This window comes from Undibacterium sp. TJN19, from assembly GCF_049339485.1.
Lineage (GTDB): Bacteria > Pseudomonadota > Gammaproteobacteria > Burkholderiales > Burkholderiaceae_D > Undibacterium.
Map to the genome: position 1 here is coordinate 760,729 of NZ_JBMPPL010000001.1, position 24,915 is coordinate 785,643.

General features: G+C 52.6%; 24 protein-coding genes. 16 read left to right on the forward strand and 8 right to left on the reverse strand.

Annotated elements, in window-relative coordinates; genetic code table 11:
• Positions 1 to 61 precede the first annotated feature (61 nt).
• From ACO0LH_RS03625 to ACO0LH_RS03665, 9 genes are all read left to right on the forward strand, one after another.
• A complete protein-coding gene (locus ACO0LH_RS03625) occupies positions 62 to 385 on the forward strand; it encodes a DUF2917 domain-containing protein (RefSeq protein WP_422939666.1) in 324 nt (107 codons plus the stop codon).
• 34 nt (positions 386 to 419) lie between these two features.
• Complete coding sequence (locus ACO0LH_RS03630) at positions 420 to 971, forward strand: cysteine hydrolase family protein (protein ID WP_422939667.1); 552 nt, start codon at positions 420 to 422, stop codon at positions 969 to 971.
• A 128-nt stretch (positions 972 to 1,099) separates the two neighbouring features.
• Complete coding sequence (locus ACO0LH_RS03635) at positions 1,100 to 1,921, forward strand: PhzF family phenazine biosynthesis protein (protein WP_422939668.1); 822 nt, start codon at positions 1,100 to 1,102, stop codon at positions 1,919 to 1,921.
• 298 nt (positions 1,922 to 2,219) lie between these two features.
• A complete protein-coding gene (gene lipB / locus ACO0LH_RS03640; protein ID WP_422939669.1) occupies positions 2,220 to 2,885 on the forward strand; it encodes a lipoyl(octanoyl) transferase LipB in 666 nt (221 codons plus the stop codon).
• 22 nt (positions 2,886 to 2,907) lie between these two features.
• On the forward strand, positions 2,908 to 3,891 hold the full coding sequence (gene lipA / locus ACO0LH_RS03645) for a lipoyl synthase (RefSeq protein ID WP_422939670.1): 984 nt from the start codon (positions 2,908 to 2,910) through the stop codon (positions 3,889 to 3,891).
• A 369-nt stretch (positions 3,892 to 4,260) separates the two neighbouring features.
• A complete protein-coding gene (locus ACO0LH_RS03650) occupies positions 4,261 to 5,673 on the forward strand; it encodes a diguanylate cyclase domain-containing protein (RefSeq protein ID WP_422939671.1) in 1,413 nt (470 codons plus the stop codon).
• A 434-nt stretch (positions 5,674 to 6,107) separates the two neighbouring features.
• Positions 6,108 to 7,622 (forward strand): ATPase domain-containing protein, encoded by a 1,515-nt coding sequence (locus tag ACO0LH_RS03655; protein ID WP_422939672.1) that lies wholly within the window; start codon positions 6,108 to 6,110, stop codon positions 7,620 to 7,622.
• Positions 7,609 to 8,256 carry a hypothetical protein gene (locus ACO0LH_RS03660; RefSeq protein WP_422939673.1) on the forward strand — a complete coding sequence of 216 codons (648 nt, stop codon included), beginning with the start codon at positions 7,609 to 7,611 and terminating at the stop codon, positions 8,254 to 8,256. Before ACO0LH_RS03655 ends, ACO0LH_RS03660 begins: the two co-directional genes overlap by 14 nt.
• The gene (locus ACO0LH_RS03665) at positions 8,180 to 9,526 is read left to right on the forward strand and encodes a response regulator (protein WP_422939675.1); all 1,347 of its coding nucleotides are present in this window, start codon (positions 8,180 to 8,182) and stop codon (positions 9,524 to 9,526) included. The genes ACO0LH_RS03660 and ACO0LH_RS03665 overlap by 77 nt, the downstream gene beginning before the upstream one ends.
• Positions 9,527 to 9,631: 105 nt before the next feature.
• On the opposite strand, the gene ACO0LH_RS03670 is transcribed toward ACO0LH_RS03665, so the two are convergent.
• A complete protein-coding gene (locus ACO0LH_RS03670; protein WP_422939676.1) occupies positions 9,632 to 10,582 on the reverse strand; it encodes a LysR family transcriptional regulator in 951 nt (316 codons plus the stop codon).
• A gap of 96 nt (positions 10,583 to 10,678) precedes the next feature.
• On the opposite strand from ACO0LH_RS03670, the gene ACO0LH_RS03675 reads away from it, so the two are divergent.
• The 7 genes from ACO0LH_RS03675 (at position 10,679) to infA (ending at position 19,622) form a co-directional block, all read left to right on the forward strand.
• A complete protein-coding gene (locus tag ACO0LH_RS03675; RefSeq protein ID WP_422939677.1) occupies positions 10,679 to 11,611 on the forward strand; it encodes a sodium-dependent bicarbonate transport family permease in 933 nt (310 codons plus the stop codon).
• A 357-nt stretch (positions 11,612 to 11,968) separates the two neighbouring features.
• Positions 11,969 to 13,537, forward strand: coding sequence for a ferritin-like domain-containing protein (locus tag ACO0LH_RS03680; protein ID WP_422939678.1), 1,569 nt, complete (start codon positions 11,969 to 11,971; stop codon positions 13,535 to 13,537).
• Between the two features lie 9 nt (positions 13,538 to 13,546).
• Positions 13,547 to 14,956 (forward strand): hypothetical protein, encoded by a 1,410-nt coding sequence (locus ACO0LH_RS03685; RefSeq protein WP_422939680.1) that lies wholly within the window; start codon positions 13,547 to 13,549, stop codon positions 14,954 to 14,956.
• A complete protein-coding gene (locus ACO0LH_RS03690) occupies positions 14,956 to 15,780 on the forward strand; it encodes a hypothetical protein (RefSeq protein WP_422939681.1) in 825 nt (274 codons plus the stop codon). Before ACO0LH_RS03685 ends, ACO0LH_RS03690 begins: the two co-directional genes overlap by 1 nt.
• Positions 15,770 to 17,185 (forward strand): radical SAM protein, encoded by a 1,416-nt coding sequence (locus ACO0LH_RS03695; RefSeq protein ID WP_422939682.1) that lies wholly within the window; start codon positions 15,770 to 15,772, stop codon positions 17,183 to 17,185. Before ACO0LH_RS03690 ends, ACO0LH_RS03695 begins: the two co-directional genes overlap by 11 nt.
• Before the next feature lies 1 nt (position 17,186).
• Positions 17,187 to 18,710, forward strand: a complete 1,524-nt coding sequence (qhpG, locus tag ACO0LH_RS03700; protein WP_422939683.1) for a flavin-dependent monooxygenase QhpG — start codon at positions 17,187 to 17,189, stop codon at positions 18,708 to 18,710.
• Positions 18,711 to 19,358: 648 nt separating this feature from the next.
• The gene (gene infA / locus ACO0LH_RS03705; RefSeq protein ID WP_422939684.1) at positions 19,359 to 19,622 is read left to right on the forward strand and encodes a translation initiation factor IF-1; all 264 of its coding nucleotides are present in this window, start codon (positions 19,359 to 19,361) and stop codon (positions 19,620 to 19,622) included.
• A 96-nt stretch (positions 19,623 to 19,718) separates the two neighbouring features.
• Here the strand turns inward: infA and ACO0LH_RS03710 are convergent, their stop codons facing one another.
• Genes ACO0LH_RS03710 through mdcC form a run of 7 tightly spaced genes read right to left on the reverse strand, consistent with a single transcriptional unit; the run spans position 19,719 to position 24,910 of the window.
• On the reverse strand, positions 19,719 to 20,348 hold the full coding sequence (locus tag ACO0LH_RS03710) for a carboxymuconolactone decarboxylase family protein (protein ID WP_422939685.1): 630 nt from the start codon (positions 20,346 to 20,348) through the stop codon (positions 19,719 to 19,721).
• Between the two features lie 48 nt (positions 20,349 to 20,396).
• Entirely contained in the window at positions 20,397 to 21,338 is a 942-nt protein-coding gene (locus ACO0LH_RS03715; protein ID WP_422939686.1) for an ACP S-malonyltransferase, read from the reverse strand.
• 19 nt (positions 21,339 to 21,357) lie between these two features.
• A complete protein-coding gene (gene mdcB, locus ACO0LH_RS03720; protein WP_422939688.1) occupies positions 21,358 to 22,278 on the reverse strand; it encodes a triphosphoribosyl-dephospho-CoA synthase MdcB in 921 nt (306 codons plus the stop codon).
• Positions 22,272 to 22,976: a malonate decarboxylase holo-[acyl-carrier-protein] synthase gene (mdcG, locus tag ACO0LH_RS03725; RefSeq protein ID WP_422940559.1), complete on the reverse strand. Its 705-nt coding sequence runs from the start codon at positions 22,974 to 22,976 to the stop codon at positions 22,272 to 22,274. Before mdcG ends, mdcB begins: the two co-directional genes overlap by 7 nt.
• Positions 22,957 to 23,685 carry a biotin-independent malonate decarboxylase subunit gamma gene (gene mdcE, locus ACO0LH_RS03730; RefSeq protein WP_422939689.1) on the reverse strand — a complete coding sequence of 243 codons (729 nt, stop codon included), beginning with the start codon at positions 23,683 to 23,685 and terminating at the stop codon, positions 22,957 to 22,959. Before mdcE ends, mdcG begins: the two co-directional genes overlap by 20 nt.
• Positions 23,685 to 24,602: a biotin-independent malonate decarboxylase subunit beta gene (locus tag ACO0LH_RS03735; RefSeq protein WP_422939690.1), complete on the reverse strand. Its 918-nt coding sequence runs from the start codon at positions 24,600 to 24,602 to the stop codon at positions 23,685 to 23,687. The genes mdcE and ACO0LH_RS03735 overlap by 1 nt, the downstream gene beginning before the upstream one ends.
• Positions 24,599 to 24,910, reverse strand: a complete 312-nt coding sequence (mdcC, locus tag ACO0LH_RS03740; RefSeq protein WP_422939691.1) for a malonate decarboxylase acyl carrier protein — start codon at positions 24,908 to 24,910, stop codon at positions 24,599 to 24,601. The genes ACO0LH_RS03735 and mdcC overlap by 4 nt, the downstream gene beginning before the upstream one ends.
• Between the last annotated feature and the right edge of the window lie 5 nt (positions 24,911 to 24,915).

A 24,915-nucleotide genomic window follows, 5' to 3' on the forward strand; every position in this document is an offset into this window, starting at 1 on the left:
CAAAAGGCTTGCATCGCACTTCAGGTAAGGCATTTGTAGCCATTTAGACAGGAGTAAGGAAATGACAAATAATTTCGCAAACCCATCATACACGATAGCAGCCGGTGCAACACTTTCCGGCAATGCAGAGCAAGCACGCAAAATCGAAGTTGCCTGTGGCCGCGTATGGCTGACCATTGCTGGTCAAAAAGACGATTATTGGTTGAGTGCTGGTGAATCCATGACTATTCCAGCCAATCAGCTGGTGGTTATCGAAGCTGAAGACAAAGCCAGCCTCATCGAATTGTCTGCTGGCGCTATCATTGCAAAAAAAGCAGCAACGGAGTTTTCACTGGCTGCTTATGTCGGGAAACTGTCCAGCAAATTTAGCCAGACTTTTGCCTGATCGCCAATACGTATAACCGCAGAAAAGCGCCAAGATGACAACGACAGCATTGATACTGATAGACGTACAGCAGGGTTTTGATCACCCGAAATGGGGCAAGCGCAATAATCCGGCGGCCGAATTGCATATCGCCAGCCTGCTCCAGCACTGGCGCGAGCAAGATCAAACTGTGATCCACGTCCAGCATCAGTCGGTAGAGCCTGATTCACCTTTACGGGCTGATCAGCCAGGTTGTGAGTTTAAAGCCCTGGCGCGACCACTGAGTGATGAAGTAGTGTTTGCCAAACAGGTCAACAGTGCCTTCATTGGTACTGGCCTGGAAGCTTATCTGCAATCCAAAGGCATCAGCCAGCTGGTGATTGCGGGTTTGACGACTGACCATTGCGTATCAACCACCACCCGCATGGCAGGCAACCTGGGCTTTAACGTCAGCCTGGCAGCAGATGCCTGTGCGACATTTGACCGCCCGGGTACTGATGGCATCAACATCAGCGCTGATGATATCCATCGCATCCACCTGTCGAGTTTGCACAATGAGTTTTGCCAGGTTAAAACCACCTCAGAAATCATCGCCCTCCACTCTTGATCCTGCGCTGCTGATCTTGCGCTGCTGATATTGTGGTCCTGCCCCTCGTGCCAGCACTGAAATCTGTGCTGGCAGCTTGCTTGTCACTCCCCCTATAATATTCATTCTTTGTCAATCCAGGAGTGGGTATGGGTCAGCTGGTCGAAGTTCACATCGTTCACGCATTTACCCATGACAACAAAGGCGGTAACCCGGCTGGCGTGGTCTTGCAGGCCGACGATTATACGACTGCACAAAAACTACAAATCGCCCGTGCAGTGGGTTTATCAGAAACAGCTTTCGTATCCAGCTGCGACACCGCCACCTACCGGCTTGATTTTTTCACCCCCAACCGGCAGATCGCCCATTGCGGCCACGCCACCATCGCCACGTTTTCCTTGTTGCGTGAACTGGGCAAGGTTTCAGAAGGCCAGTGCAGCAAACAAACCATCGATGGCAAGCGTGACATCCTGATCCAGGGTGACCTGGCGCTCATGCAGCAAAGTGCACCACGCTATCAGGTGATTACGGCTGACGATACGGAAATCACTGGCACAACCAGCCTGTATGCACGCATCTTGCAAAGCATGGGCTTGAGCGAGCATGATTTGATACGCGACAAATTGCCCACCGTGGTCAATACCGGCAATGCCTTCCTGGCCATTCCCATCAAAGGGCGCGACTGCCTGTTCAATATACAAGCCAATCATGAAGAAATTGGCAACATCAGCGAAGAACTCGACCTGGTCGGCTTTTATCCTTTCACCCTTGATGTACAAAACAGCAATCACGCTGCCAGCACCCGCATGTTTGCGCCACGCTATGGCATAGGTGAAGAATCCGCCACCGGCACCGCTGCTGGCCCCCTGGCATGTCTGCTCTACACCCAGTACAACATGCCCGGCGCCACCTTCCAGATAGAACAGGGCGCACTCATGGAACCCGCCTCCCCCAAGCCTGATCAGGGTTGAACTCGATATACAGCAGGGGCAGATACCCAGCCTCATGGTAGGTGGCAGAGCCAGGGTGGAGAAGACGATAGCGGTGCGGATTTGATAGGCGAGGTCGTCATTTCTTGTAGCTTGGATCGGGCCTCGCCAGGCTACGGGATATCAGCCCAACACTGTGGGCGTTTAATAAACGTATACGGTATTTCAAGGCCAAGTGTTGGGCTGGTGAGACGTAGCCCAACCTACGAGGCTGAACTGTCTAGGATATCATTTACACAAGCAAAGACCCCGTCCGCACAAAATGTTACACTAGCAGCCTATGCAAGCTGCCCTCGCCCCCAACGTGATACCCCGCATTATCCATCGCGGCATTGAGCCTTACCAGCTCACTTTCGACGCCATGCGCGCGTTCACCGACGCACGTGATGAACATACACAAAATGAATTCTGGATCGTGGAACACCCACCCGTGTATACCCTGGGCCTGGGCGCTGATCAGTCGCATGTGCTGGCAGCGCATGACATCCCGGTCGTGCAGACCGACCGTGGTGGAGAGGTCACCTACCACGGCCCCGGCCAGGTGGTGATCTACCTGCTGATGGACTTGCGCCGCAGCCACCCCAGGGCAAGATTATTCGCCCGCGAATTCGTCAACAAGATAGAACAGGCAGTCATCAACACCCTGGCAGCGTATAATCTTACTGGTGAACGCAAGGAAGGCGCGCCCGGCATTTATGTCAGCGACGGCCAGTGGCAAGGCGCCAAGATCGCCGCCCTGGGCTTGAAAGTGCGCGGCAACGGCTGCACCTATCATGGCGTATCACTGAATGTAGAGATGGATTTGACGCCGTTTTCCTGGATTAACCCCTGTGGCTATGCTGGCCTTGCCACAGTAGATATGAAAACCCTGGGCGTGACCGTGCCGCTAAGCCAAGTCCAGAACGCACTCGCACAGAATTTGCAAGATCTTTTGACTGCCCCCTGATTTTTCGACATCGCTTCATACCATGACAACCGAAAACACCAACGTCGCCGCCGCTGCTTACGATCCCTCCGAAAAACAAAAAGGGGCAAGCAAGACTGCGCGCATCCCCATCAAGATCGTACCGATGGAAAGATTGCCCAAGCCCGACTGGATACGTGTCAAGGCCGGTTCGCCGACCACCCGCTTTTATGAAATCAAGGATATCCTGCGCGCCAACAAACTGGTGACAGTCTGCGAAGAAGCCTCTTGCCCCAATATAGGCGAATGCTTTGGCAAAGGCACGGCCACCTTCATGATCATGGGTGACAAATGCACGCGCCGCTGCCCGTTCTGCGACGTCGGCCATGGCCGCCCGGATCCACTTGATGTCGATGAACCAGCCAACCTGGCAAAAACCATCGCCGCTTTGAAGCTCAGCTATGTCGTCATCACTTCAGTTGACCGCGATGATTTGCGCGACGGCGGTGCTGCTCACTTTGCCGAGTGCATTACCCGCGTGCGTGAATTGTCCCCAATGACACGCATAGAAATTCTGACACCGGATTTCCGTGGCCGCATGGACCGTGCGCTGGAAATTTTGAACATGGCCCCGCCAGATGTCATGAACCACAACCTCGAAACCGCCCCACGTTTGTACAAGGAAGCGCGCCCGGGTTCTGACTATGAATACTCCCTTAACCTGCTGAAACGCTTCAAGGAGCAACACCCGAACACGCCTACCAAATCCGGCATCATGGTAGGCCTGGGTGAAACCGATGAAGAAGTCTTGCAGGTCATGCGCGACATGCGTGCGCACAACGTCGACATGCTGACCATAGGCCAATACCTGGCCCCAAGCGGCCACCACTTGCCAGTACGCCGCTATGTCCACCCTGATGTCTTTAAGATGTATGAAGAAGAAGCCTACAAAATGGGCTTTGCCCATGCCGCCGTTGGCGCAATGGTGAGGTCAAGCTACCATGCAGATCAGCAGGCGCATGGCGTAGGAACAGATGTTAAAGTATAAAAAATAAAATTACAAAAAGCGGCTCATTATTTTAAAAATAATGAGCCGCTTTTTTTATCTTGATGGCCCTCAACAACTCGCAGTTTGCCACCTGATGATGCGCTTGCAGGATTTTACTTTTAATAACTTGGCAGTGCGACATATATCCCAAGATGAAGTTAAAAAAGCATCACATGATCCACTTATACAAGACATACAAAAAAGATAATTCAAAAAAACCACAATGCAAACACGCACACCGAGAAGCTGTGCAATAGCGCACGGAAATAAGTTACACAACGATGACATTCTTCGCGTGGATATTGAAAGAAAAATCTCACAGACGTACAATCAGATCAGGTGTAGTGTGTGAAACGGCGTGGATGAAAAATGAAAAAAAATACAAGGCAACTAGACAGGCTTGAGCGCATCATTGAGACGCAATCCCTTCTCGCCCAGGCAGATCTGGATCTTGCCGTATTCATGCAACTGGTTGTAGACACGCTGCAGGAATTGACCGAAGCAAAGGGCGCGGTAGTCGAACTCGTTGACGATGATTACATGGTTTACCGCTCGGCCAGCGGCGCGATAGCACAGCATGTGGGGTTGCGCCTTTTGAGAGCCAATAGCCTGTCGGGCTTATGTGTCAGCAGCGCACAAATTCTTCAGTGCGACGATGCAGAAACCGATCCACGCGTTGATGCAAATGCCTGCAAAAAAGTGGGCGTTCGCTCCATGATCTGTACCCCACTTTTTGAACGCGGCTTGCCTGTTGGTGTTTTGAAAGTCATGTCTGAACAAGCCCACGGTTTTGACGAAGAAGATATACAGACGCTGGAACTGATGGGAGCTGCACTGGGAGCCGCGCTGGGGAAACAGGTGGCTTTTGACGACATGCTGCGTGTGCAGGCACAATTGCGTGCGAGCGAGGAGCGCATACGTACCATACTCGAACATGCCAACGATGCAGTGATATCGATGGATATCGCTGGCTTTGTGACGCAATGGAACCGGTCTTCCGAATGCCTGTTTGGCTGGACCAATAGTGAGGCCATGGGCCGCAATATCGCCGATCTCATTGTGCCACCTGCGTTCAGAAGTTCTTTCACGAATATCCTGACGCATCTGGACAACATTAAAAAAACAGCAACGACTGCTCGAAGGGAATTCCTGGCTATTGACCGCAATGGTAAAGAGCTTTCCGTCGAGATAAGTTTGAACGTGAATAATATCGCAGGTCAACTTGAATTCACGGCTTTTTTGCATGACATTTCCGAGCGCAAAAAATGGGAAGAAGCCTTAAGCGAAATGGCCTTGTCGGACGGCTTGACCGGGCTACCAAACCGGCGTCGTTTCATGGAAGTATTGCATCAGTCGATTGTCCGTCAACTGCGGCAAAACAATGGCCTGGCTTTATTGTTCATGGACTTGAATGGCTTCAAAAAAATCAATGACACGAATGGTCATGAAACCGGAGACCAGGTACTAAAAGAATTTGCAAGAAGAGTATCTGGCTGCTTGCGCGAAACCGATACCATGGCGCGGCTAGGCGGCGATGAATTTGTCGTGCTTGCCGAAGGCATACGGATACTGGAACATGCGCAGACTCTAGCCCAGAAAATAGCCGCCACTTTAGATGTACCTGTGCCCGGTTCCACAATCATGATGTCAACGAGTATAGGCATACGTATCTACGACACGGTGACAAACGCAGAACAGTTCTTGCGGGAAGCTGACATTGCGATGTACAAGGCGAAACAGGCTGCGTCCAGCCGCAGCTCTATTGCTGCATTTGCAGAATAAGATTTCAATAATACATATCCGAATCGACAAGTAATTTCTCCAATAGCTGCCGACGCTGACAGCAAATAAAAGTCAGGAAAAGAAACGAAGAGAGCGCATTATTGTAAAAAATAATGTGCTCTCTTTCGCTATACAGCCGGGTAAGTCCACATGCACCTACTGTTCATCTACTGTTCATCTATATCTGCATCCTGAATCATCGATTCATGCATAAATGCCGTACCTGCTTCATCGCTATTTATAATTTTTTCATGAAAAAGTTTTATTATGTATGTTTCCGCACATAAGAATTTTCGTCATAGAATTAAAATTAATCATGAAGATAGCTGTCAGCGAAGGTCTCTCCATCTTGGCCAGTGTGACTTGACTTCTATTTCACGCGATGCCTTGCAATTTATTTTATGCCTCATGACGCTGATACTATACGACCAACTATGACCGACCAATCCTACGCACCTGAAACCCGCAAACGCACTACCCGTATCTCTACCGGCATTGCCGGGCTTGACGATATTCTTTGTGGTGGCCTGACCGCACAACGTGTCTATCTGGTGGAAGGCTCACCGGGAACTGGCAAAACCACACTGGGCCTGCAATTTTTGCTGGAGGGTGTGGCCCAGGGGCAGCCCGGGCTATACATTACGCTCTCGGAAACTGCCGATGAACTCAATGCAGTCGCGGAGAGCCATGGATGGGATATTGGCAAGATCACCGTATTTGAACTGGCTAACGACAATTCCCTGCATCCTGATGCACAACAATCTGTGTTCCATCCATCGGAAGTGGAACTGGGTGAAACAACTAAAAGCGTCATGGATCGCGTCAATGAATTGAAGCCCTTGCGCATCGTTTTTGACAGCCTGTCAGAAATGCGCCTGCTGGCGCAAAACCCCTTGCGTTACCGCAGGCAAATTCTGGCGCTCAAACAATTTTTCGCATTGCGTGATTGCACAGTGCTTCTGCTCGATGACAAATCCAATAGCCCCGATCAGCAACTACATAGTATTGCGCACGGCGTCATCAGCCTGGAACAGATCGCGCAAGAATTTGGCAAAGAACGCCGCCGCATCAACATCATCAAAATGCGGGGTATCAAGTTCCGTGGCGGATACCATGACTACGTCCTGGACACTGGCGGCTTGAGAATATTTCCCCGTCTGGTGGCGGCAGAACACATTTTTCAATTTGAACCGCATACCAGTTCGACAGGCTTGCCCAGCCTGGATAAATTGCTGGGAGGTGGGTTGGTTGCCGGCACTAATTCACTGATCGTGGGGCCGTCTGGCATAGGCAAGACGACATTGTCGGTACGTTGCCTGCTCTCTGCGCTGGAACGCGGCGAAAAAGCCGCATTCTATTTGTTTGATGAAGGCCTTGGTACTTTCTTTGCACGCTCTGCTTCACTGGGGACAGAGATCAGACCTTATGTTGAAAGTGGTCAGTTGACTGTGCAACATATTGATCCGGCTGAACTTGCACCAGGTGAATTTGCCCAGATGTTGCGCGATGCGGTTGAACTGAGCAGCGTGCGTTTCATCGTCATCGACAGCCTGAATGCCTACCTGCACGCAATGCCGGGAGAGCATTACCTGACGCTGCAAATGCATGAGCTTTTATCTTATCTGAACCAGCAAGGTATCACCACGGTGCTGGTGCTTGGGCAACATGGTTTGATCGGTGAAGTGCGAACCGATGTCGATCTGAGCTATTTGAGTGATACCACCGTGCTGTTACGCTTTTTTGAATCAAATGGCAGGTTGCGGCGCGCCATTACCGTCATAAAAAGCAGAACCAGCAACCACTTGCTGACCATTCATGAACTACAACTCGCCGCCGGTGGCATTGCCATCGGCGAAGCACTGGAAGGTTTTGAAGGCGTATTGACCGGCTTACCCACTTATCGCGGCACGACTCCCATGCTGGTGGAAGAACTTAATGCCGAGCAATAACAGCGTGCTGGACGAACGCATACTGATTCTCGCGCCTTATGGCAGGGACGCGGAAGTCATCTACCAATTCCTGAGCCGCAACGGTTTTGAATGTGGCGCCGTACCACATTTCGATACCATGGTTTCGGAATTGTCGAATGGCGCTGGCGCTTGCGTCATTGCTGAAGAAGTTTTGCAAGATTCTGGCGTCAGGCAACTTATCAACTGGCTGGAGGCACAAGAGCCCTGGTCTGATTTTCCATTTGTCGTACTGATTTCCAAAGGCAGCAGCATCGCCACCAGCACGGCCAGGAGCACCTTCGACCAGCTTGGCAATATCGTCTTGCTGGAACGCCCGCTGAATTCAGAAACCCTGCGCAGCGCCGCTGCCTCGGCTCTACGAGGCCGTCGCCGCCAATACGAAGCGCGCAAGATCTTGCAGGAAAGAAAGCTGGCGGCTGAAAAATTGCGTGATAGCCAGGTACAGCTGCTTCAATTAAATGAAACCCTGGAATCGCGGATAGAAGAACGCACACGTGCGCTGGCACAAGCCAATGACAGATTGATGACCGAGGTCATTGAGCTCGGCTCTACGAGGCCGTCGCCGCCAATACGAAGCGCGCAAGATCTTGCAGGAAAGAAAGCTGGCGGCTGAAAAATTGCGTGATAGCCAGGTACAGCTGCTTCAATTAAATGAAACCCTGGAATCGCGGATAGAAGAACGCACACGTGCGCTGGCACAAGCCAATGACAGATTGATGACCGAGGTCATTGAGCGCGAACGCGTACAGCAAGCCATGGTGCAATTCCAGAAAATGGAAGCCATGGGGCGCCTCACCGGTGGCATTGCCCATGATTTCAACAACCTGCTCAATGTCATCCAGGGCAGCATGGATTTAATCTTGTTATTGTCCAAAGACGATATTGCCAGGCGTAAAGCGGAAGTGGCCAGGCGGGCATGTGAACGGGGCGGCAAACTCACAGGCCAGTTGCTGGCCTATTCACGCAACCAGCGGCTAGACCTGCGCTCGACGGATGTGCTTGCCTTGTTCGAGGGTGTCAGAGAATTGATGAAGTCTTCACTGGGGTCAACGATAGAGCTTGATTTTGCATTGGAAGACGGACTCGAATATATCATGGCAGACAAAAACCAGATCGAAATGGCGCTGCTCAACCTGGCCATCAATGCCCACGACGCCATGCCCGGGGGTGGCAAACTGAAAGTATCTGCTCGCAAAGCCACGCCACCGGAAGGCTTGCTTCCACATGGCACTTACGGCCTTATCTCGGTCACCGACAATGGCCATGGCATTGCACCAAATATTCTTTCGAAAGTGTTTGAACCGTTTTTCACCACCAAAGGCGTAGGTAAAGGCACCGGATTGGGCCTGAGCCAGGTCTATGGCATGGCCCAGCAATCTGGTGGTACCGCAAGGGTGCTCAGTGAAATAGGCGTAGGTACCACCATCGAAATATGGCTGAGACTGGCGGAAGATTTTTCAGACAGTGACAAACAAGGGCCGCTGCCGGTGTTGCGAATGGTCGCCGCCGGAACACGCATACTGGTGGTGGAAGATGATGCCTCGGTGCGGCACTCCATGGTGGAATCGCTGGAAGCCCTGGGCTATGAAGTCAGCCAGGCGTCAGACGGTGAAGCAGGCCTGCGAGAACTAAGACGCGAAAAGCCCGACCTGATGATTACTGACTACCTCATGCCGGGCATGACAGGCGCCCAGCTGGTTGATATCGCCAATCAGGAATTCCCCGGCCTTCCCATGATTATCGCTACGGGCTACGCCGATATGGAAGCCATCGACCAGGTCATCGAAGGCAACGCCATCTTGCGCAAACCTTTTCAGTTAGTCGACCTCGCCTCCAGCGTAGACCAGGCCCTGCGCAGAAACCGCGATCATCCCCCGGCTTGATGCCAACATGACCTGAGCTGGTGGCAAATGAGCTATTTTTTATCGGACAATTGACGTGAAAAATTTATCTGATAATGGTATTTTTAAATGTGGATACTTCCTTCTTCACACGAAATGCCGGGCGAGATGAACGATGTCAGGATCAACCCAATCCGGTTCAACGCACTCTTGAAGACCTTGTGCCATGAATTGAATCAACTGCATCGCAGCATGAGGAAGGCGGCGATCTTTTCTACTAACCAAATACCAGTTACTCTTCAACGGAAATTCATCTACTGGTAAGATCGCCAATTTTTCTCGGCCTTCTTGCAGCGTATGGGCAGAAATCACAGATAAACCCAAGCCAGACGCCACACTCAGCCTGATTGCCTCATTGCTTTCGATTTGCATGGTGTCGGCTATTTCAATCCCTTTGCCGCTAAGCCATGATTCAAACATCATCCTGGTGGCGGAGCCGGGCTCCCGGATCAAAAAACGTTCATGTTTCAGATCAGCAAAGCTGAGCCTGCTATGACTGGCCGCCCAGTGATCATGCGGTGCAATGATATGCAAAGGATTTTTAAGTATGCGTGTCGCGTTCACGGCAGTGCCGCTAGGTGGATGGCTGAAAACATACAAATCATCTTCCTGCATCGAAAACCTGTCGAGAATACGCGCACGGTTGCCAATGTTCAAGGTCACACCGACCTTGGGAAATTGTCGATAAAAAGCACCCAGAATACGAGGCAATACATACTTTGCAGTGGTTACGATAGCAATATTAATATGGCCTGTGTTTCCATCACGCGCTTGTTCAAGGACGCCGTTAAAGTCTTCAAAGCGTACCAATACATCACAGGCTGCCCGATATAACTCTTCCCCCACATGCGTCATGACCATGCGCCCGTTACGATGGTCAAACAAAGGTTCGTCAACCGCTTCCCTGAGTTTTTTCAACTGTAAAGATACCGTTGGTTGCGTCAGATGCAAGGCGCGGGCAGCCGCCGAAATATTGCCAAGGCGTGCAACTTGCACATAAACCTGTAGCAGGCGAAAACTCAGGTGACGAATATTCATAGACGATTATCAATGATTAATATGGGTATAATTTATTAGTCAATATACCCAGAAACCAGCACAATCGCCACCACTTTCACAAACAGGAGTGGTTTCATGCCGGACATTGTTATTGCGTTTTTTTTGCTAGGCTTACTTGCTGGTTTATTGAAGTCGGATCTGAAGGTGCCACAACCCGTATATCAAACGCTGTCAATTTTGTTGATGTTAATACTGGGATTGAAAGGCGGCATGACATTGCATGGAAAGTTCGAGATCGGCATGCTCTCCACATTGGTTCCTGTAGCAGGGCTGGGGCTATTGCTGCCGCTACTTTGTTATCCGGTTTTGCGCAAGCTTGTCCTTTTGACAGTCGACGATGCAGCCAGTATTGCTGCTCATTACGGTTCAGTCAGTGCCGGTACTTTTGCCGTTGTTTTTACTATGGTAGAACAAGCCAGGTTACCGGTGAATCCAGAAACCACACTCTACCTGGTCATGCTGGAACTGCCTGCCATCGTGCTCATGCTTTGGCTGCATCGCAAGCTTGGTGAGCAAAGTGAAAAAGGCAGTATTTTGCGGGAAGCATTAACGAGTCGTGGCGTCATTTTGCTCGGGGGTGGCGTATTGATTGGTTATTTTTACGGCTCAACTGGCCTGGGTTCTTTAGCACCCGTATTGCTAGATGGCTTCAAGTCCATACTGGCGCTGTTTCTGCTGGAGATGGGTCTCTGCACGGCTAAAGTTTGTATTCCTTTACCATTGCAGCATTGGCGCTTAATGATGTTTGCCGCGTTGGCCCCCTTTGCGCTGGCCTGGATAGGCATAGGTACGGCACTGGTATTGAAGCTTCCTGCCGGCAGCGCCTTGGTGTTAGCCGGCCTGACGGCCAGCGCATCTTATATTGCCGCCCCAGCAGCAATTCAGGCATCCATCCCCAAGGCAAATATTGGTCTTGCCATGCTGGCGGCCCTGGGAATTACTTTCCCCATGAATGTACTGATAGGTTTGCCGCTATACCAGCAATGGATACTCTCTCTTTATTCATAGGCATGAGTGAATTTTTACAATCATGTCATTTTTTGGGAAAAGTAGTTTTCGTTGATGTCAGAACTCATCTCACCCCTTTATATGAGATGAGTTCTACAAATAAGATGTATTAATTTACCAGGTCAAATCATTCTGCAAGAAAATATATATTTGTCATGCAATAACAACATTCTTAGTGTCACAAATTTCTTATCAAATAAAACTCTTTTCCTCACTTGATAATAATTTAACATTAACTTATTATTAATTTTAATCTTGCATTTTCAATAAAGCCACCTCGCAATCCATCCTTCAAATGTTTTGAGGATGTTTGCTTTTGCTCCATCCATAGCAACACTAGCTCAGAAGGACAAGGAAATGCGTGCTGCACAAATCAGGCGCCATCTTGGTGCCATGAACAAGCTCTTACCCAAAACGGGGGCTAAAAATGGTTTGCTGATGGGGTTGGAGTCGCTTTCAGCAGAGGCCGTCAGCCCCACGACCAAAAGCCAGACTGCCTCGGTCAACCTCGAATTCTCTCCGCGTGACTATGTCAGCTATCTGTTGTCCATCGATGCCGAGATTGAGCATTGCCTGATGGTGCAATATCTGTATGCGGCGTATTCGCTGGGCGGGCCACAGGTGCCGGAAGAATTTCGTGATGTGGTGCGCAACTGGCAGGAGGTGATACTGGGTATTGCCAAGGAAGAGATGGGGCATTTGATTTCTGTGCAGAACTCACTGCGGCTGATTGGTGCGCCGCTGCATATGGAACGTGAAGATTACCCCTGGGATGTACCGTTTTATCCTTTCCCGTTTTCGCTGGAACCATTGACGCTGGATTCGCTGGCGAAGTATGTGTATGCCGAATCACCGGTGGACTGGGAAGGTGGCGAGCTGGGGGATGAGATACGTGCGCGCGTGCATGCGCAGGTGGATGACCCGCATCAGGTGTCGGTCTTGTTCAATACCCTGATACCGCTGGTGCAAGACCCTGATTATTTGTCTGATGACGTGTTCCAGGCCAACACTTATCCGGCGCAGGCCAACTGGGCTGAATGGGGACGTGGTTACCAGGGTGGCAACCGGGGCAATAGCACAGGTCAGCCCAGGCAGACGCCGGATGTGCTGGTGGTGCCGCAAACCTGTCGTGACGATATGGTGTCGGCCTTGCAGGCCATCGCTTCACAGGGTGAGGCAACGACGGGTTCGACAAAATCCCATTTTGTGCGTTTTCTGACGGTGTATGTGGAAATGCGTGAGCTGCTGGCGCAAGAAAGCCTGAGTGATGAACAGTGGCGCGAAGCCCGCCCGGAAGATTATTCACAGGATGGCTGGCAGACATTGCAACCCGCCAGCAAAGCAGGCTTGCGCGTCAGCTTTGCACCATGGTCACCATCACGCAAGGTGGCCGTCAACCCTTATGTGTCGCTGGACCCGGATCTGGAACCAGAAGATGCCGGTGCCAGCACAACGCGCATTACGCACCCTGAATCGGTCTTGTGGGCGCAATTACATAACGTGCGTTACCGCATGTTGCTGACTTACCTGATCCATAGCTTTACGCTGTTTGGTGGCTTGAATGCGGCAGGGGCAATTACACCGCGTGGTGCCATCGTCAACGGTACGTTTGGTGAGATGTATAACCTGCGCGCGATTTCTGACATTTTGATGCAGTCGCCTGTGTCTGCCACGAATCCGGATGCGGGCTTTGCCGGGCCACCTTTCCAGATGCCGTACACCCTGAACAGTCCTTTTGGTGAAGCTAACCGCTGGCGCGGCCATCTGGATTTGCTGACAGCTGCCGACAATCTGGTGGAAGCCTTGCTGCTGATCGCGCCACCATCGCGTCATACTTACCTGACATCGATGCGTGAAGCAGACAAAAATATGCGGGCACAGGCCCAGCGTATCTTATCCGGCAGCATTGATGCTGCATTGTTCTAGGAGCCCAGAATGTCTATATTGGAAATCAGGATTTTGCCGCCCCTGGCCATTGCCCGCCTGGGTGCAGCAGACGAACCGCTGGAAGCATTTGAGCTGGAAACCGACCCGGATAATCCGCTTGATTATCGCCGTATCGTGCCACGGCCCAGCCTGGAAGTGGATAAGCTGACAGGTGAGATTGTGCGTGCTTACCTGCCAGAGCAAATCCGCTTCAAGGATGAAAATAAAAAGATCAGGCCCGTCGCGCCTTTTCTGGAAGTGTATATACGCACCGGCGAACACCCCGAAGAATTACAGGCATTGACATCAGATCTGCTGCATAAGGAAGGGCTGACACTGGCCAGCCTGCACTGGGATGTAGCGCTGGGTAATATCAAGCTGTTCCGCCGCACTGGCAATATCGATGACCAGATCCATGCGCAGCACCTGGGCATCACAGATCATGCCCGCCACGCTGTGCTCGGACATTGCAGGAATTTTTTACCAGGTAAAACCCTGCCGCTGGGGCATGTGCAATTTATCAGGCCGAACCAGGATTTTCCTGAGATACGTTTTCGCTATACACCCGCTGCTGGCATCGTGTATGGAACGCGCAAGCAAAGGCTGGAACCAGATCAAAATAATGTGCCGGTGCTTACGCCCGACCCCATCATTGATAATGATGCGCTGATCTTGTACGATGAAACAAAAGACTGGCTCAATTACACCGAAAGCGTGGGGCCTTCGCTGACCAACCCTGCCGGTATCTATGCAGGTTATGCCAATGCTGACGGTAACCAGGTCAGTTGGGGTTATCTCGATGATGAATGCGATGGTCATGTCAAAGTCAGTCTGAAATTGCATGACGGCACGGTACTGCAAGCGCAAAGCTATATCGGTGCAGGGCCGCCAGCCTTTGCGCCAGATACCTTGCCGGTACGCGTGATTTCTGACGAGATGGAACAACTGTTGTACGGGCCAGAAGTGAAAGACGAAGAAGTATCACTTGATGACGCTACCGAACTGGTGCTGCGCGCGCTGGAAACTGTCAGGCTGATGAATACGGCGGTCATGAATGGCAACCCGGTCAATGGCCGCCTGAACGTGGCCAGCACCATGGTGCGGCAAAACACCAATGACTTCGAACGTTATTACGAACCGATCGCTGCCAGTTCACTGGTCGACAACCTGGCCCTGCGTGCTTTGCATGAACGTGTCTTCAGCGCCCTGTCTGCCGGTGGTGCGCCGTGGTTTGCCCAGGTCTTGCGTCAGCCTGAAGAGATCGGCGATCTGTCGGCCACTACCTTGCGCAAGATGCCTGCCCTGATGCGTGGTGCAGATGGGCGCAGCCTGACCTTGACACGTCGTCATATTGATATGGTCGTCAAGGCTGCCAGAAACGCGATGTTTGCTGCACCAACGCCAGCAGGAGGCCAATAATGTCAGACAAGAAAACGACGATCAGTGCCAGCAACCTGACGGCGCAAATTCATCACCGCGGCACTGGCAACCCTGCATCGGTGTTGCCGCGCAGTGCGATTTCCAATTGTTTTCCTGGTCTGGAATTTGATTTCAGAAATCTGTGGCGGCGCGCCTTTGAAGGTATCACTCTGGTAGAGAATAATAACTATGTGGTGGACGCGGACCCGGCCTATGAAGATTTGAAAACCCGCCGCCTGCTGCGCTTTGCCGGTCTGGAAGCAGGCACCATGGTGGTGACAACGGGGCCAGTGTTTCCCGATGGCAGTTCTGGCACGCTGGCATCCATTGCCAACCCGAATGCCGTGTCTTTCATGGAATGGTCAAACTCGATTGCCCGCATCGTGCATCTGCAAGGCCAGATGGTGGAATGTGAATTCACCACCGAAAAAAATGCTGTCACGGAAGTGTTATTCGACCCCAGGGCACCGACCATCAAGGTGCAGTTAAGGCTGCGCCATTTCTTCGATGCCAATACCGCCTCATTCAACCCGGCTCTGCTGCAACCGGGTGAGCTGACACAGGGTTTGTGCGCGCCGTGGCAAAATGATTATCGCGAATGTGCCTGTTATTACTGGGCTGCATCACGCCCTGATTATGTCAATGTAGAACCGGGAGTTGATGGTTTGTCGCGTGGCGATATGTGGTTTGCAAAAAAACGTACCGGCACTTACATACCCGACAACCGCACTGATACGCGTTTGTATTCTTACGATGATTTATTCAAATCCTGGCAAGAAGATTTGCAATTCATCATTCGTGGCAAAGATGCGGATGAGTCCTGAACTCGAAGCGATAGCATCTCCCATTGCCAGGCCGGATGCCAGGCTTGCCCCTGCCCTGGCTTTGCGCATTGTCGAAGCATCTCGCCCCTCACACCGTGATGCACATCTGGTGGAAGATGCGCAGGGTGCACAGTTATTACTGGTCAACGGTAGCAGGCTGTTTCACTTGCCACCTGATCTGGTGCCGGAATTTCGCGTGGCAGTGCATGACGATGATGCGCAATTGCTGACAGCGCTGATAGCGAATTACGGCCTGCAAGCCCAGGCGTATATTGATGATGTGCCGCTGACCTTTCCTCCAGTACATGCCCTGTCGCTGGCGATCGCGCAAAAATGCAATCTGGGCTGCACCTATTGCTATGCGCAGCAGGGCGAATTTGGTGGCAAGGCAAAAAGCATGGAATTGCAAAAAGCCATGCAGGCTGTGGATTTGTTGCTGGAACAAGCGGCACCGGGTGCCAAGGTGAACCTGGCTTTCATGGGTGGTGAGCCATTATCTAACCGTGCTGTCCTGCGCAGCGTGACTGAATATGCCGTAGGGCAGGCAGCCCAGCGCGATGTGCGCTGCCATTTCTCCATCACCACCAATGGCACGCTGTTGACGCCTGAAGATGCTGATTTTTTTGAGCAGCACGGCTTTGCCGTCACAGTCAGCCTGGATGGCCCGGCAGAGCAGCACAACCACTTGCGCGCCTTCAAGGGTGGCAAAGGTTCTTTCGACCAGATTGTGGAGCGTATTGCCCCGCTGCTGGAACGCCAGCGTCAGATGCAGGTGTCTGCCCGCGTGACAGTCACGCCGTTCAACCTGAACCTGCCACACACCCTGGATATGTTCATAGGCATGGGTTTTCATAGCGTGGGGTTTTCACCGTTATTACGTGCTTCGAACGGGCAGGCAGAAATGGGGCCGGAAGACATGGCCGAAATGCTGCAAGGCATGATTGCCTGCGGCCTGGCATTTGAGCAGCATGTCATGCAGGGGCAGCGTTACCCATTCATGAATATGCAAAACGCCTTGCGTGAATTGCAGCGCGGCACACACCGGCCTTACCCTTGCGGTGCAGGTGCCGGTTATTTTGGTGTGTCTGCCGATGGTGATTTATCTGCCTGCCACCGCTTTGTCGGAGATGAACAGGGCAAAATGGGCAGCCTGGATGAAGGGGTAGACCGTGGCAAACAAGCCATCTGGCTGAGCCAGCGCCACGTACACCAGCAACAGCCTTGCAATAACTGCTGGGCGCGTTACCTGTGTGGTGGCGGCTGCCATCATGAAGTATTGGCACGTGGACGCCATGCCTGTGATTACATACGCGGCTGGCTGCATTACACCATTGGTGCGCATCAGCGCCTGAGCCATCTGGCACCCGCATGGTTCAACGGCGCACCCGACAGCATACAGGCCTGACATGGCTGGTACGGATAGCGCAGTCGATGTCCTCATCATCGGTGCCGGGCCAGCTGGTCTGACCGCTGCCCTGCGCTTGCAGCAACTGGGTTATCGCGTGCAGGTGCTGGAACGCAGCACCACCTGGCCACGCCCGCAGATAGGCGAAGCACTGACCCCCGGCGTTAAAAACATCATCACCATGCTCGATGCCAACGACGCCATGCAGGCCGTGCCCCATCTGGCTGGCCTGGCTACGCGCCTGTGCTGGCGCAGCAGGCAGCCAGAAACGATACGTCACGGCGATGCCGCTGTCGTCAACCGCGCCGCCTTTGATGCCGCGTTGCTGGCGCTGGCACAACAGCGCGGCATAAGACTTGCCATGCCTGCACAAGTGCAAGACATCACTGGCTGCGCCCATGACTGGCAAGTCAGCATCAACACTACTACGGGCATGCAGCAAACCCATGCACGGTTTATTCTGGATGCCAGCGGGCGCAGAAAAAACATATCCCTCACCACTGAGCACAGCGCACAACAATATGCGTGCGGGCCACGTTTGTCTGCCATGTGGGCTGAACTGGCACCTGAGCATATTCCAGCGGAACTGGCCAGCCTGACGCAGGTAGAAGCGCTGGAACATGGCTGGTTATGGGGTACGCGCCTGCCAGATCAGCGTTATCGAATCATGCTGGTCAGCGACCCGCAAACAGCGCATCAGCACATGCCGGGGCAGGCAGAAAAGTGGATAAGGTCTCATTGTGCAGCGAGCCAGTTATTCAGCGCTGTGGCGCAAGCCCCTTTTGCCAGCCGCTTGCAGGTCTGTGCAGCAAGCCACTATCTGTCGCTGGATAGCTGGCAAGAAGGCAGGGTGAAACTGGGCGACACGGCATTTGCTCTCGACCCAATTTCATCATCCGGCGTAGAAAAAGCCATGCGCTTTTCTTTGCAGGCTGTCGTCGCTTTACATACCATGTTAAGTGGCAACGACAGCAAACGTGATGAATTGACACAGTTGGCACGCCAGTTCTTTGAACAAAGGCTGATAGAAACCTGCGCCCGTCATAACTATTGGACGCAATCTTATTACGCACAGGCCTGGTGTAATGACAGACCATTCTGGCAAAGCCGTTCTGGTGCAGATTACGCTGCCAGCGCAACTACGACGCTTGCCGGTCATCCACTGGTCCTGTCATTACATGAACAAAGCAGGCAACTGGCAGACTATCAACCTGCGCAATTAAAGCCTCTGCATGCATTCAATCCCTATCATGCCTTGCGCATTCATCCAGCCACGCGTCTGGTTGATACGTATTGCGTGGTGGATGACAGGGTACAAAAACAGGCGGCGCTGAAACACCCCAATCTTGACCGCCCCATCTCTTTTTTGGAAAATCAGGCACTGCTGCCACATCTGGATTTTTTATGGCAGCCCCAGTCACTGGCCAGCGTTTTAAAAAAACTGGAAACGACCATGGGGCTTCAACAATCGCAAAACATCACGGCCTGGCTGTGGCAGCGCGATGTGCTGGAAAGCCTGACTTAAGTTGCCTGTCATTAAAAATGGGCTTAGCACATGATGCCCGGCGTGATCAGGGTTTGTGGTGTTTTTGAAATCCCCTGCTGCCGCACGCGCCTGACTCTGTGTGCCGGCAATTTTAAAAGTACCACGCCGAAGGGAAACGCTGCATGCCATTGCGTTTTGGAGATTGTCAAAATACCACGCTTGTATGCACCGACCTTTCCCTCATCAATTCAGAATTGCCAAAAACTGCTGAAAAATACTATAAACACAACTTTATTCCAGGGATTTTGTCAGCGATCTGCAAGCAAATGCAGATAAACTCATACAAGGCTGTATAATCCTAAAAGGAACAGAATTTGGTTGCATTTTCAGGAACAGCGTGTTCTTTCGAATTTATAGCCGTCCGCAGTTTTTTTACCGCGTTGATGGCCTGATCTTTAATCCATGTACCTCTGTACTTGTATCTTAAGCACTGTCTTCACGTAACGGCGTTTCTGACGTGTTAGTACAGCCGACATACCGCTCTGACGCCTGGTTTCTGCCGTAATGGCAGGCGCGCAATGTGAGCTTACCGTAACAGAAATAATTTCTTGCCGATGATGTCTGTCGTCAGCAAGCTTGCGATGCCATGCTGGTGTCGCCCAACCCTACTATAAAGATGAAGAACCCATGGCAAAAGAAGAACTATTGGAAATGAGTGGTCAGGTCGAAGAAGTGTTACCGGATTCACGTTTTCGCGTGAACCTGGAAAACGGTCATCAATTGATTGCCTATACCTCCGGCAAAATGCGTCAGCATCACATACGCATTCTGGCGGGTGACAAGGTAACGCTGGAAATGTCGCCGTACGATCTGAGCAAGGGCCGGATTACTTTCCGTCATATTGAAAAACATGGTCCGTCCAACCCGGGCCAGCAGCGTCGTCGTTATTAGTACATTGCGTACACTGCCGTGATGGCAGCAGATCTGTGAACAGCATGGGACATTGGTCCCATGCATGCTTCATTCATACGTGCATCTACCGTACTCTTATTCTGGAAAACGTGGCAGCTTTTTGCCATCTTTGGGAATCTGATATTCGGCGACATTCATCTGCATCGCCAGCAAAGTGTAATAGGCATTGATGCCTGTCAGATCCACCACTCCCTTTTTACCGAATCGTTTCTCTGCACGCTCATAGCTGCGCTCAGATACACGCTTGTTCTTGTGCAACTCTGTTGAAAATTCATAGACGATCTCTTCATCATCTGTCATGCCCACCGGACGTCGCCCGTCAGCAATGGCGGCCGCCAGCTCCGGCTTGATACCGGCCTTGATGGCGATGGGGTAATGAACATGCCATTCATAATCCTGTGACCATTCCCTTGCGGTGATCAGTATCACCAGTTCGCTCAAGGTCGTACCCAGTGCCGATTGATAGCGCAGGTAGTCACCCATGGCACGTGCCTGACTCATGACTTGCGGGCTGTGCATCAAGGGTTCAAACGGGCCAAACACCGGTACCTTGCGGGCTGCCAGGAAATCTTCAGCCGCTCTTTTTTGTTCATCCGAATATTGCGCTGGCGGTATGGTCGGCAGACGCTCGGCTGTTAGTGCTGAAGTGTGGATGGTCATGGTAAGTAGAAACAGGCTGATTGAATTGATAAGGTGATGTCGCATGGTGTCTCCTCCGGATTTTACTGCATACAGAAAAAAATAAAAAAACGATCAAGATTCAAGCTGACGCTTCACCCATGCGATCACACCATCAAGGCTGCGAAAATCGGCGACAGACCGGCACGCAATATGCGGATGCCTGGCTTGCAGCATGGTCGACAAGGCAGACCCCGGCCCCAGCTCCAGCGCGAAGCGGATACCCTTTTCTGCGCAGGCATCCATGCAGGCGGCCCATTGTATGGGATGCGTCAATTGTTCTACCAGGCTGCTGCAGATTTGCTCAGGCGTAGTAACCGTTTCAGCACTCACGCCTGCCAGTACTGAAGTGTTGCTGACGACGACAGGTGACTGCATGAGCAATTGGGTAAACGCAGGCACAGCCCCTTGCATCAAGGGTGTATGAGATGCGATATGCACGGGAATTATAGTATGGCTGATGTCATGACCAGGCATGTCTTGCAAAGCCGGAATGGCCAGTGCAATGTCATCCGCCAGACCCGCAATGATGGCTTTATTTTCTGCGGTCACAATGGCCACATGCAGGCGATGCTGGCTGGCAAAAACCTGCAATTCAGCTATGTTGATACCACTGACTGCCAGCATGCGCTGGGGCGCTGATTGCGTGACACAAGCCTGCATCATTTGTGCACGTGAAGCCGCCAGATGAATGGCTGTTTGTATATCGAGGCTACCGCTGACCGCATGGGCAGAAATTTCACCAACGCTATAACCGGCGACCAGAGCAGGGGCAGGCAAAGCATGGCGTATCACTTGCCAGTTAGCCAGGCTGGCTGCCACGATCAGCGGCTGGGCATAGCGGTTTTCAAATAACAGTTCAGTTGAAGCCAGCACCTGCGTCAAAGGCAGGCTGAATACATCGCTGTCATCCAGCGTTTTTAAAAAAGCGGCACCAGACAGGCTCGCTGTTGCCAGATCAAACATCTCTGCAGTTTGAGCGCCCTGGCCAGGGCAAAGCAGCGCGAATTTATTCATGCGTCAAGATTGAGATGCTTCAAGATGCTTCAATGAGTTCTGTCGTACACCAGTGCACGAAACAAGTCGCCGCCAGCAAATCAGCGGCACCGCCAGGTGATAATCTGCGGGCAACGAATTGCTGGTGACAGGCTTGCGCGGCCACTATCCATTTTGTTTGCGCAGTACCGCCATCGTCCATGAATCGTCGTGCCGTTTGCTGGACAAAAGCAATGCCCTGCTCGCCACCGCGATGATAGAGATTGGTATCGCTGATATGTGCCATCAGTACAAACAGGGTATCGATTTGCGCGCAAGAAAAATCACGGCCTTCTTCCAGCGTTTTTTGCAGGCGTAGTAAAGCCAACTCAAAAATGGATGGAAAACCCATGGCCGCCTCTTCTCTCGCCCCACTGACCTGATATCGCTGTGCTGCCTGCTGACCGTGACTGGGGTTAGCATCTGGCGTCAGTGCGGCACTGTGATGCAGCAGCGCAGCGCCCCACAGTGAAGTCAGCGTATGGCGTAAATGATCTGTCGTCAGCGCTTGCCTGGTCTGCAAGCAATGTCCTGCCGCTGCACACAGCATACCCAGAGCGAATATCGCGCCACGATGGGTATTGATATCCCCGGTGGCAAGCAGCATGCGTTTTTCTGCGGCGATGCCGAGCTGCTTCAGAGCATCGAAATCTGCACCATCTGCACCTGCCAGACAAATCGCCTTGAAGTAACGACGTAAAGAAAACAGGCTGCGCATGAAGGTTTGCGCATTCATGTCCTGGTGACTGCCGTTGTCGCGCAGTGATACCAGGCCAGGCTTGGGATAAAGCACCAGTTCTTCATACAGGCTGCGTAACGCCAACCTGGCAATTTTTTGCGCCCACATCCGGGACTTGCGCTCTTGTCCAGGCGCATAGGGTCTGACGCGTAAAGCTGAAGCGTGCCCATGATTGATCAGCATGGCAAATCCCCTTCTGGCAAGTCTGCCAGCAAGCTCTGCCTAGTTTGCAGGCTGACGCTGTCCATGGCTTTCACCAGTACGCGCTTCTGTTCAAATCCACCCTGGCTGGCATCGCTCAACAGCCATTCTTTCCAGGCGACGGCGCCATCATTGGGGAAAACAATTTCGCCATCGAGCGGGATATCTGCCAAATGTTGCTGCAATAAAGCCAGACCAGCGCGCAGTTGTATGTGATGTTGTGGGCGAAATAAGAGATCGATATCCGAGTTATCGCTCAGGTAGTGCTGCCCCGTCAGAAATTGCCAGGCCAGCGAACCGTACACCCGCAGGCGTATGCCCGCGCCTTGCGCCTGCTGGTTCAGGGTTTGCAGGCTGGCCTGCCATTTAGGCGGCGCTATCGCGATCACGCTGGCAAGTGACAGGGCTGACTGGTGGGCAACGATGTCGTGATGCTTCACCTTAGCAGCAACGCGTGGCTTGATGCCATCTTCCGGCGGCAAGGGCAAGCCTATGCAAACTTCATCAGCCGCCGTGCCGGCATCGGCGCGGCGTATGACGGCTGGCCATTCCTGCTCCTGCCATTGCTTCAACATACCTGCGGCTGGCTGCGCCTGCACAATCGCCTGCCATGCGGTGTCAGACAACCAGACGAGGTCATGACGCTGGTATTGTGCGCGATTATCCACGGCATTCAACATTGTCAAGCGCTGCCTGCGCCAGCACGGCATCGATCACGGTCTGCGCCACGCGGCGGCCACCACGATCTTGCCCCAGCTGGCTGCGTTCATCCCTGGGGTTGGCACTGGCGAATGCCTGTTTCAGTTGAGCGGGCAGGTCGTTGTCCCAGATCGCCTGCACGCCACCCATGCGTTCATAGTTTCTCGGCCCTGGTGCAAACACAGGGTTATCTTGCGCCAGTTCGGTCAGTCTTTCTTCTGCCACCTTGGTAATGCGCGCCATGGCAGGCAAGCCCATGACGCGGATTGTTACCTCAGGCAAGGCGTAACAGGCATCGGCCATCATTCCGCTGGTGATAAAGCCACCGGACAATGCCTGGTCATACACCAAGGCGATGATCTTATGCCCTGCCTGTCTTGCCAGTTCCATGCATTTACCCAGATGCGCCATATAGCTGTTGATGCCCAGCATTTCGTCGCGGTGACGCAGGCGCTGGCCCTGGGTGTCTACCAGTAACAAAATCGGGCGTTGCGGAAAATCTCGCACGGTCGCCAGTACCGCACGTGCCTGTGCGAGTGCAATTTCCACACCTATCGCGGTGTTGTCTGTGGTGCCAATGACGCTGATGGTTTGCCCGTCAAGTTCGGCTGTGCCAGACAGAAAATTATCCTGTGCGCTGATTTGATGGCCAAGCGGGAATAGCTGGTTTGCCAGTTGTGACCATTCCATCATGCAGCCCCTTCATCGGCAGCATGCGCTTGACTGCCCTGCCGCACACTGGCGGCAAGCGCCAGAAATTCTTTTGCTTCCAGCATGGCGAGTCGTGCCGGTTCTTTTATGCCCATCTGTGCCCAGATATCCATAGGTTCAGTCATGCTGCCAAAGTCTTGCAGGCGCTGAGACAGCATGGCCTGTTCCGCTTCCAGTTCTGCCAGGCTCAAGGGCAGCGATTGCCGTTCACATGCCTGCATGGCCTCAGTTATCGCGGTCTTAAACGCGTCTGTATCATCAGCCACCAGCATCTGACAATCGCCCAGCAGATAACGGTGTTTGCCACCGGTGGTACGCCAGACCAGAGCGCGATCCCTTGAATCAAATTCTTCTACACCATTCGCGGTTTCTATGACTTCGGGGCCAGACATCGCCAGCCTTGCTTCTTCCGACATGATGATGACATTGGCGCAGCGGGAAACGATGCCCATCCCACCAAAGCAGCCATTGCTGCCGCCGATGACAACGATGACAGCGATACCAGCCGCCCGTACTGCCAGCAAGGCACGCATGACTTCAGAGACGGCAATCAGGCCGGCATTGGCTTCATGCAGGCGCACACCGCCAGATTCTGCCAGCAGGACAAGGGCATCCGGTTTGTGGATGACCGCGCTGCGCATGAGGCCAACCAGTTTGGCACCGTGAACTTCCCCGACGGCACCGCCCATGAAGCCGCCTTCCTGCGCGGCGATATATATCTGCCTGTCGCCCAGCCAGCCTTTGCCGATGATCACGCCATCATCAAAAGAAACCGGCGCATTCAATTGCGGCAGATGCGGGCTGGTCCATTGCTTTGATGGCGGCAGGAATTCTGTAAAATCGCTGAACAGGGCTGCCACTCTTTGCCTGGCAGTGGCTTCCAGATAACTATTCATTTTGCATGCTCCAGACAGGCTTCTATCGCCTGGTCAAGGCGCAGGCTGACGACAGCCGGGGTTGCCCCCATATCGTTGATGCTGATACGCGTATCAGCCAGTTGCCAGCGTGCGTGAAAATCATTCATGACTGCCTGCCAGATCGCGGCAAAACCGGTAGCCGCCGTGTTGACTTCAATCTCGCAGGCTGACTGCAAGTCTGCTGCTTGCACCAGCACCTCAAGATTGCCGGAACTGACCACACCGACGAGCTGGGCAGCCTGCAATGTGCGTTGCCCATTTTCAAAACGGAATAACAGGGTTTCCATATCGT

Excerpts from the sequence above, each read along its gene's own strand:
- ACO0LH_RS03625 (WP_422939666.1), top strand. The coding sequence starts at position 62 with ATGACAAATAATTTCGCAAACCCATCATACACGATAGCAGCCGGTGCA.
- ACO0LH_RS03630 (WP_422939667.1), top strand. The coding sequence starts at position 420 with ATGACAACGACAGCATTGATACTGATAGACGTACAGCAGGGTTTTGAT.
- ACO0LH_RS03635 (WP_422939668.1), top strand. The coding sequence starts at position 1,100 with ATGGGTCAGCTGGTCGAAGTTCACATCGTTCACGCATTTACCCATGAC.
- lipB (WP_422939669.1), top strand. The coding sequence starts at position 2,220 with ATGCAAGCTGCCCTCGCCCCCAACGTGATACCCCGCATTATCCATCGC.
- lipA (WP_422939670.1), top strand. The coding sequence starts at position 2,908 with ATGACAACCGAAAACACCAACGTCGCCGCCGCTGCTTACGATCCCTCC.
- ACO0LH_RS03650 (WP_422939671.1), top strand. The coding sequence starts at position 4,261 with ATGAAAAAAAATACAAGGCAACTAGACAGGCTTGAGCGCATCATTGAG.
- ACO0LH_RS03655 (WP_422939672.1), top strand. The coding sequence starts at position 6,108 with ATGACCGACCAATCCTACGCACCTGAAACCCGCAAACGCACTACCCGT.
- ACO0LH_RS03660 (WP_422939673.1), top strand. The coding sequence starts at position 7,609 with ATGCCGAGCAATAACAGCGTGCTGGACGAACGCATACTGATTCTCGCG.
- ACO0LH_RS03670 (WP_422939676.1), bottom strand. The coding sequence starts at position 10,582 with ATGAATATTCGTCACCTGAGTTTTCGCCTGCTACAGGTTTATGTGCAA.
- ACO0LH_RS03675 (WP_422939677.1), top strand. The coding sequence starts at position 10,679 with ATGCCGGACATTGTTATTGCGTTTTTTTTGCTAGGCTTACTTGCTGGT.
- ACO0LH_RS03680 (WP_422939678.1), top strand. The coding sequence starts at position 11,969 with ATGCGTGCTGCACAAATCAGGCGCCATCTTGGTGCCATGAACAAGCTC.
- ACO0LH_RS03685 (WP_422939680.1), top strand. The coding sequence starts at position 13,547 with ATGTCTATATTGGAAATCAGGATTTTGCCGCCCCTGGCCATTGCCCGC.
- ACO0LH_RS03690 (WP_422939681.1), top strand. The coding sequence starts at position 14,956 with ATGTCAGACAAGAAAACGACGATCAGTGCCAGCAACCTGACGGCGCAA.
- ACO0LH_RS03695 (WP_422939682.1), top strand. The coding sequence starts at position 15,770 with ATGAGTCCTGAACTCGAAGCGATAGCATCTCCCATTGCCAGGCCGGAT.
- qhpG (WP_422939683.1), top strand. The coding sequence starts at position 17,187 with ATGGCTGGTACGGATAGCGCAGTCGATGTCCTCATCATCGGTGCCGGG.
- infA (WP_422939684.1), top strand. The coding sequence starts at position 19,359 with ATGGCAAAAGAAGAACTATTGGAAATGAGTGGTCAGGTCGAAGAAGTG.
- ACO0LH_RS03710 (WP_422939685.1), bottom strand. The coding sequence starts at position 20,348 with ATGCGACATCACCTTATCAATTCAATCAGCCTGTTTCTACTTACCATG.
- ACO0LH_RS03715 (WP_422939686.1), bottom strand. The coding sequence starts at position 21,338 with ATGAATAAATTCGCGCTGCTTTGCCCTGGCCAGGGCGCTCAAACTGCA.
- mdcB (WP_422939688.1), bottom strand. The coding sequence starts at position 22,278 with ATGCTGATCAATCATGGGCACGCTTCAGCTTTACGCGTCAGACCCTAT.
- mdcG (WP_422940559.1), bottom strand. The coding sequence starts at position 22,976 with ATGTTGAATGCCGTGGATAATCGCGCACAATACCAGCGTCATGACCTC.
- mdcE (WP_422939689.1), bottom strand. The coding sequence starts at position 23,685 with ATGGAATGGTCACAACTGGCAAACCAGCTATTCCCGCTTGGCCATCAA.
- ACO0LH_RS03735 (WP_422939690.1), bottom strand. The coding sequence starts at position 24,602 with ATGAATAGTTATCTGGAAGCCACTGCCAGGCAAAGAGTGGCAGCCCTG.
- mdcC (WP_422939691.1), bottom strand. The coding sequence starts at position 24,910 with ATGGAAACCCTGTTATTCCGTTTTGAAAATGGGCAACGCACATTGCAG.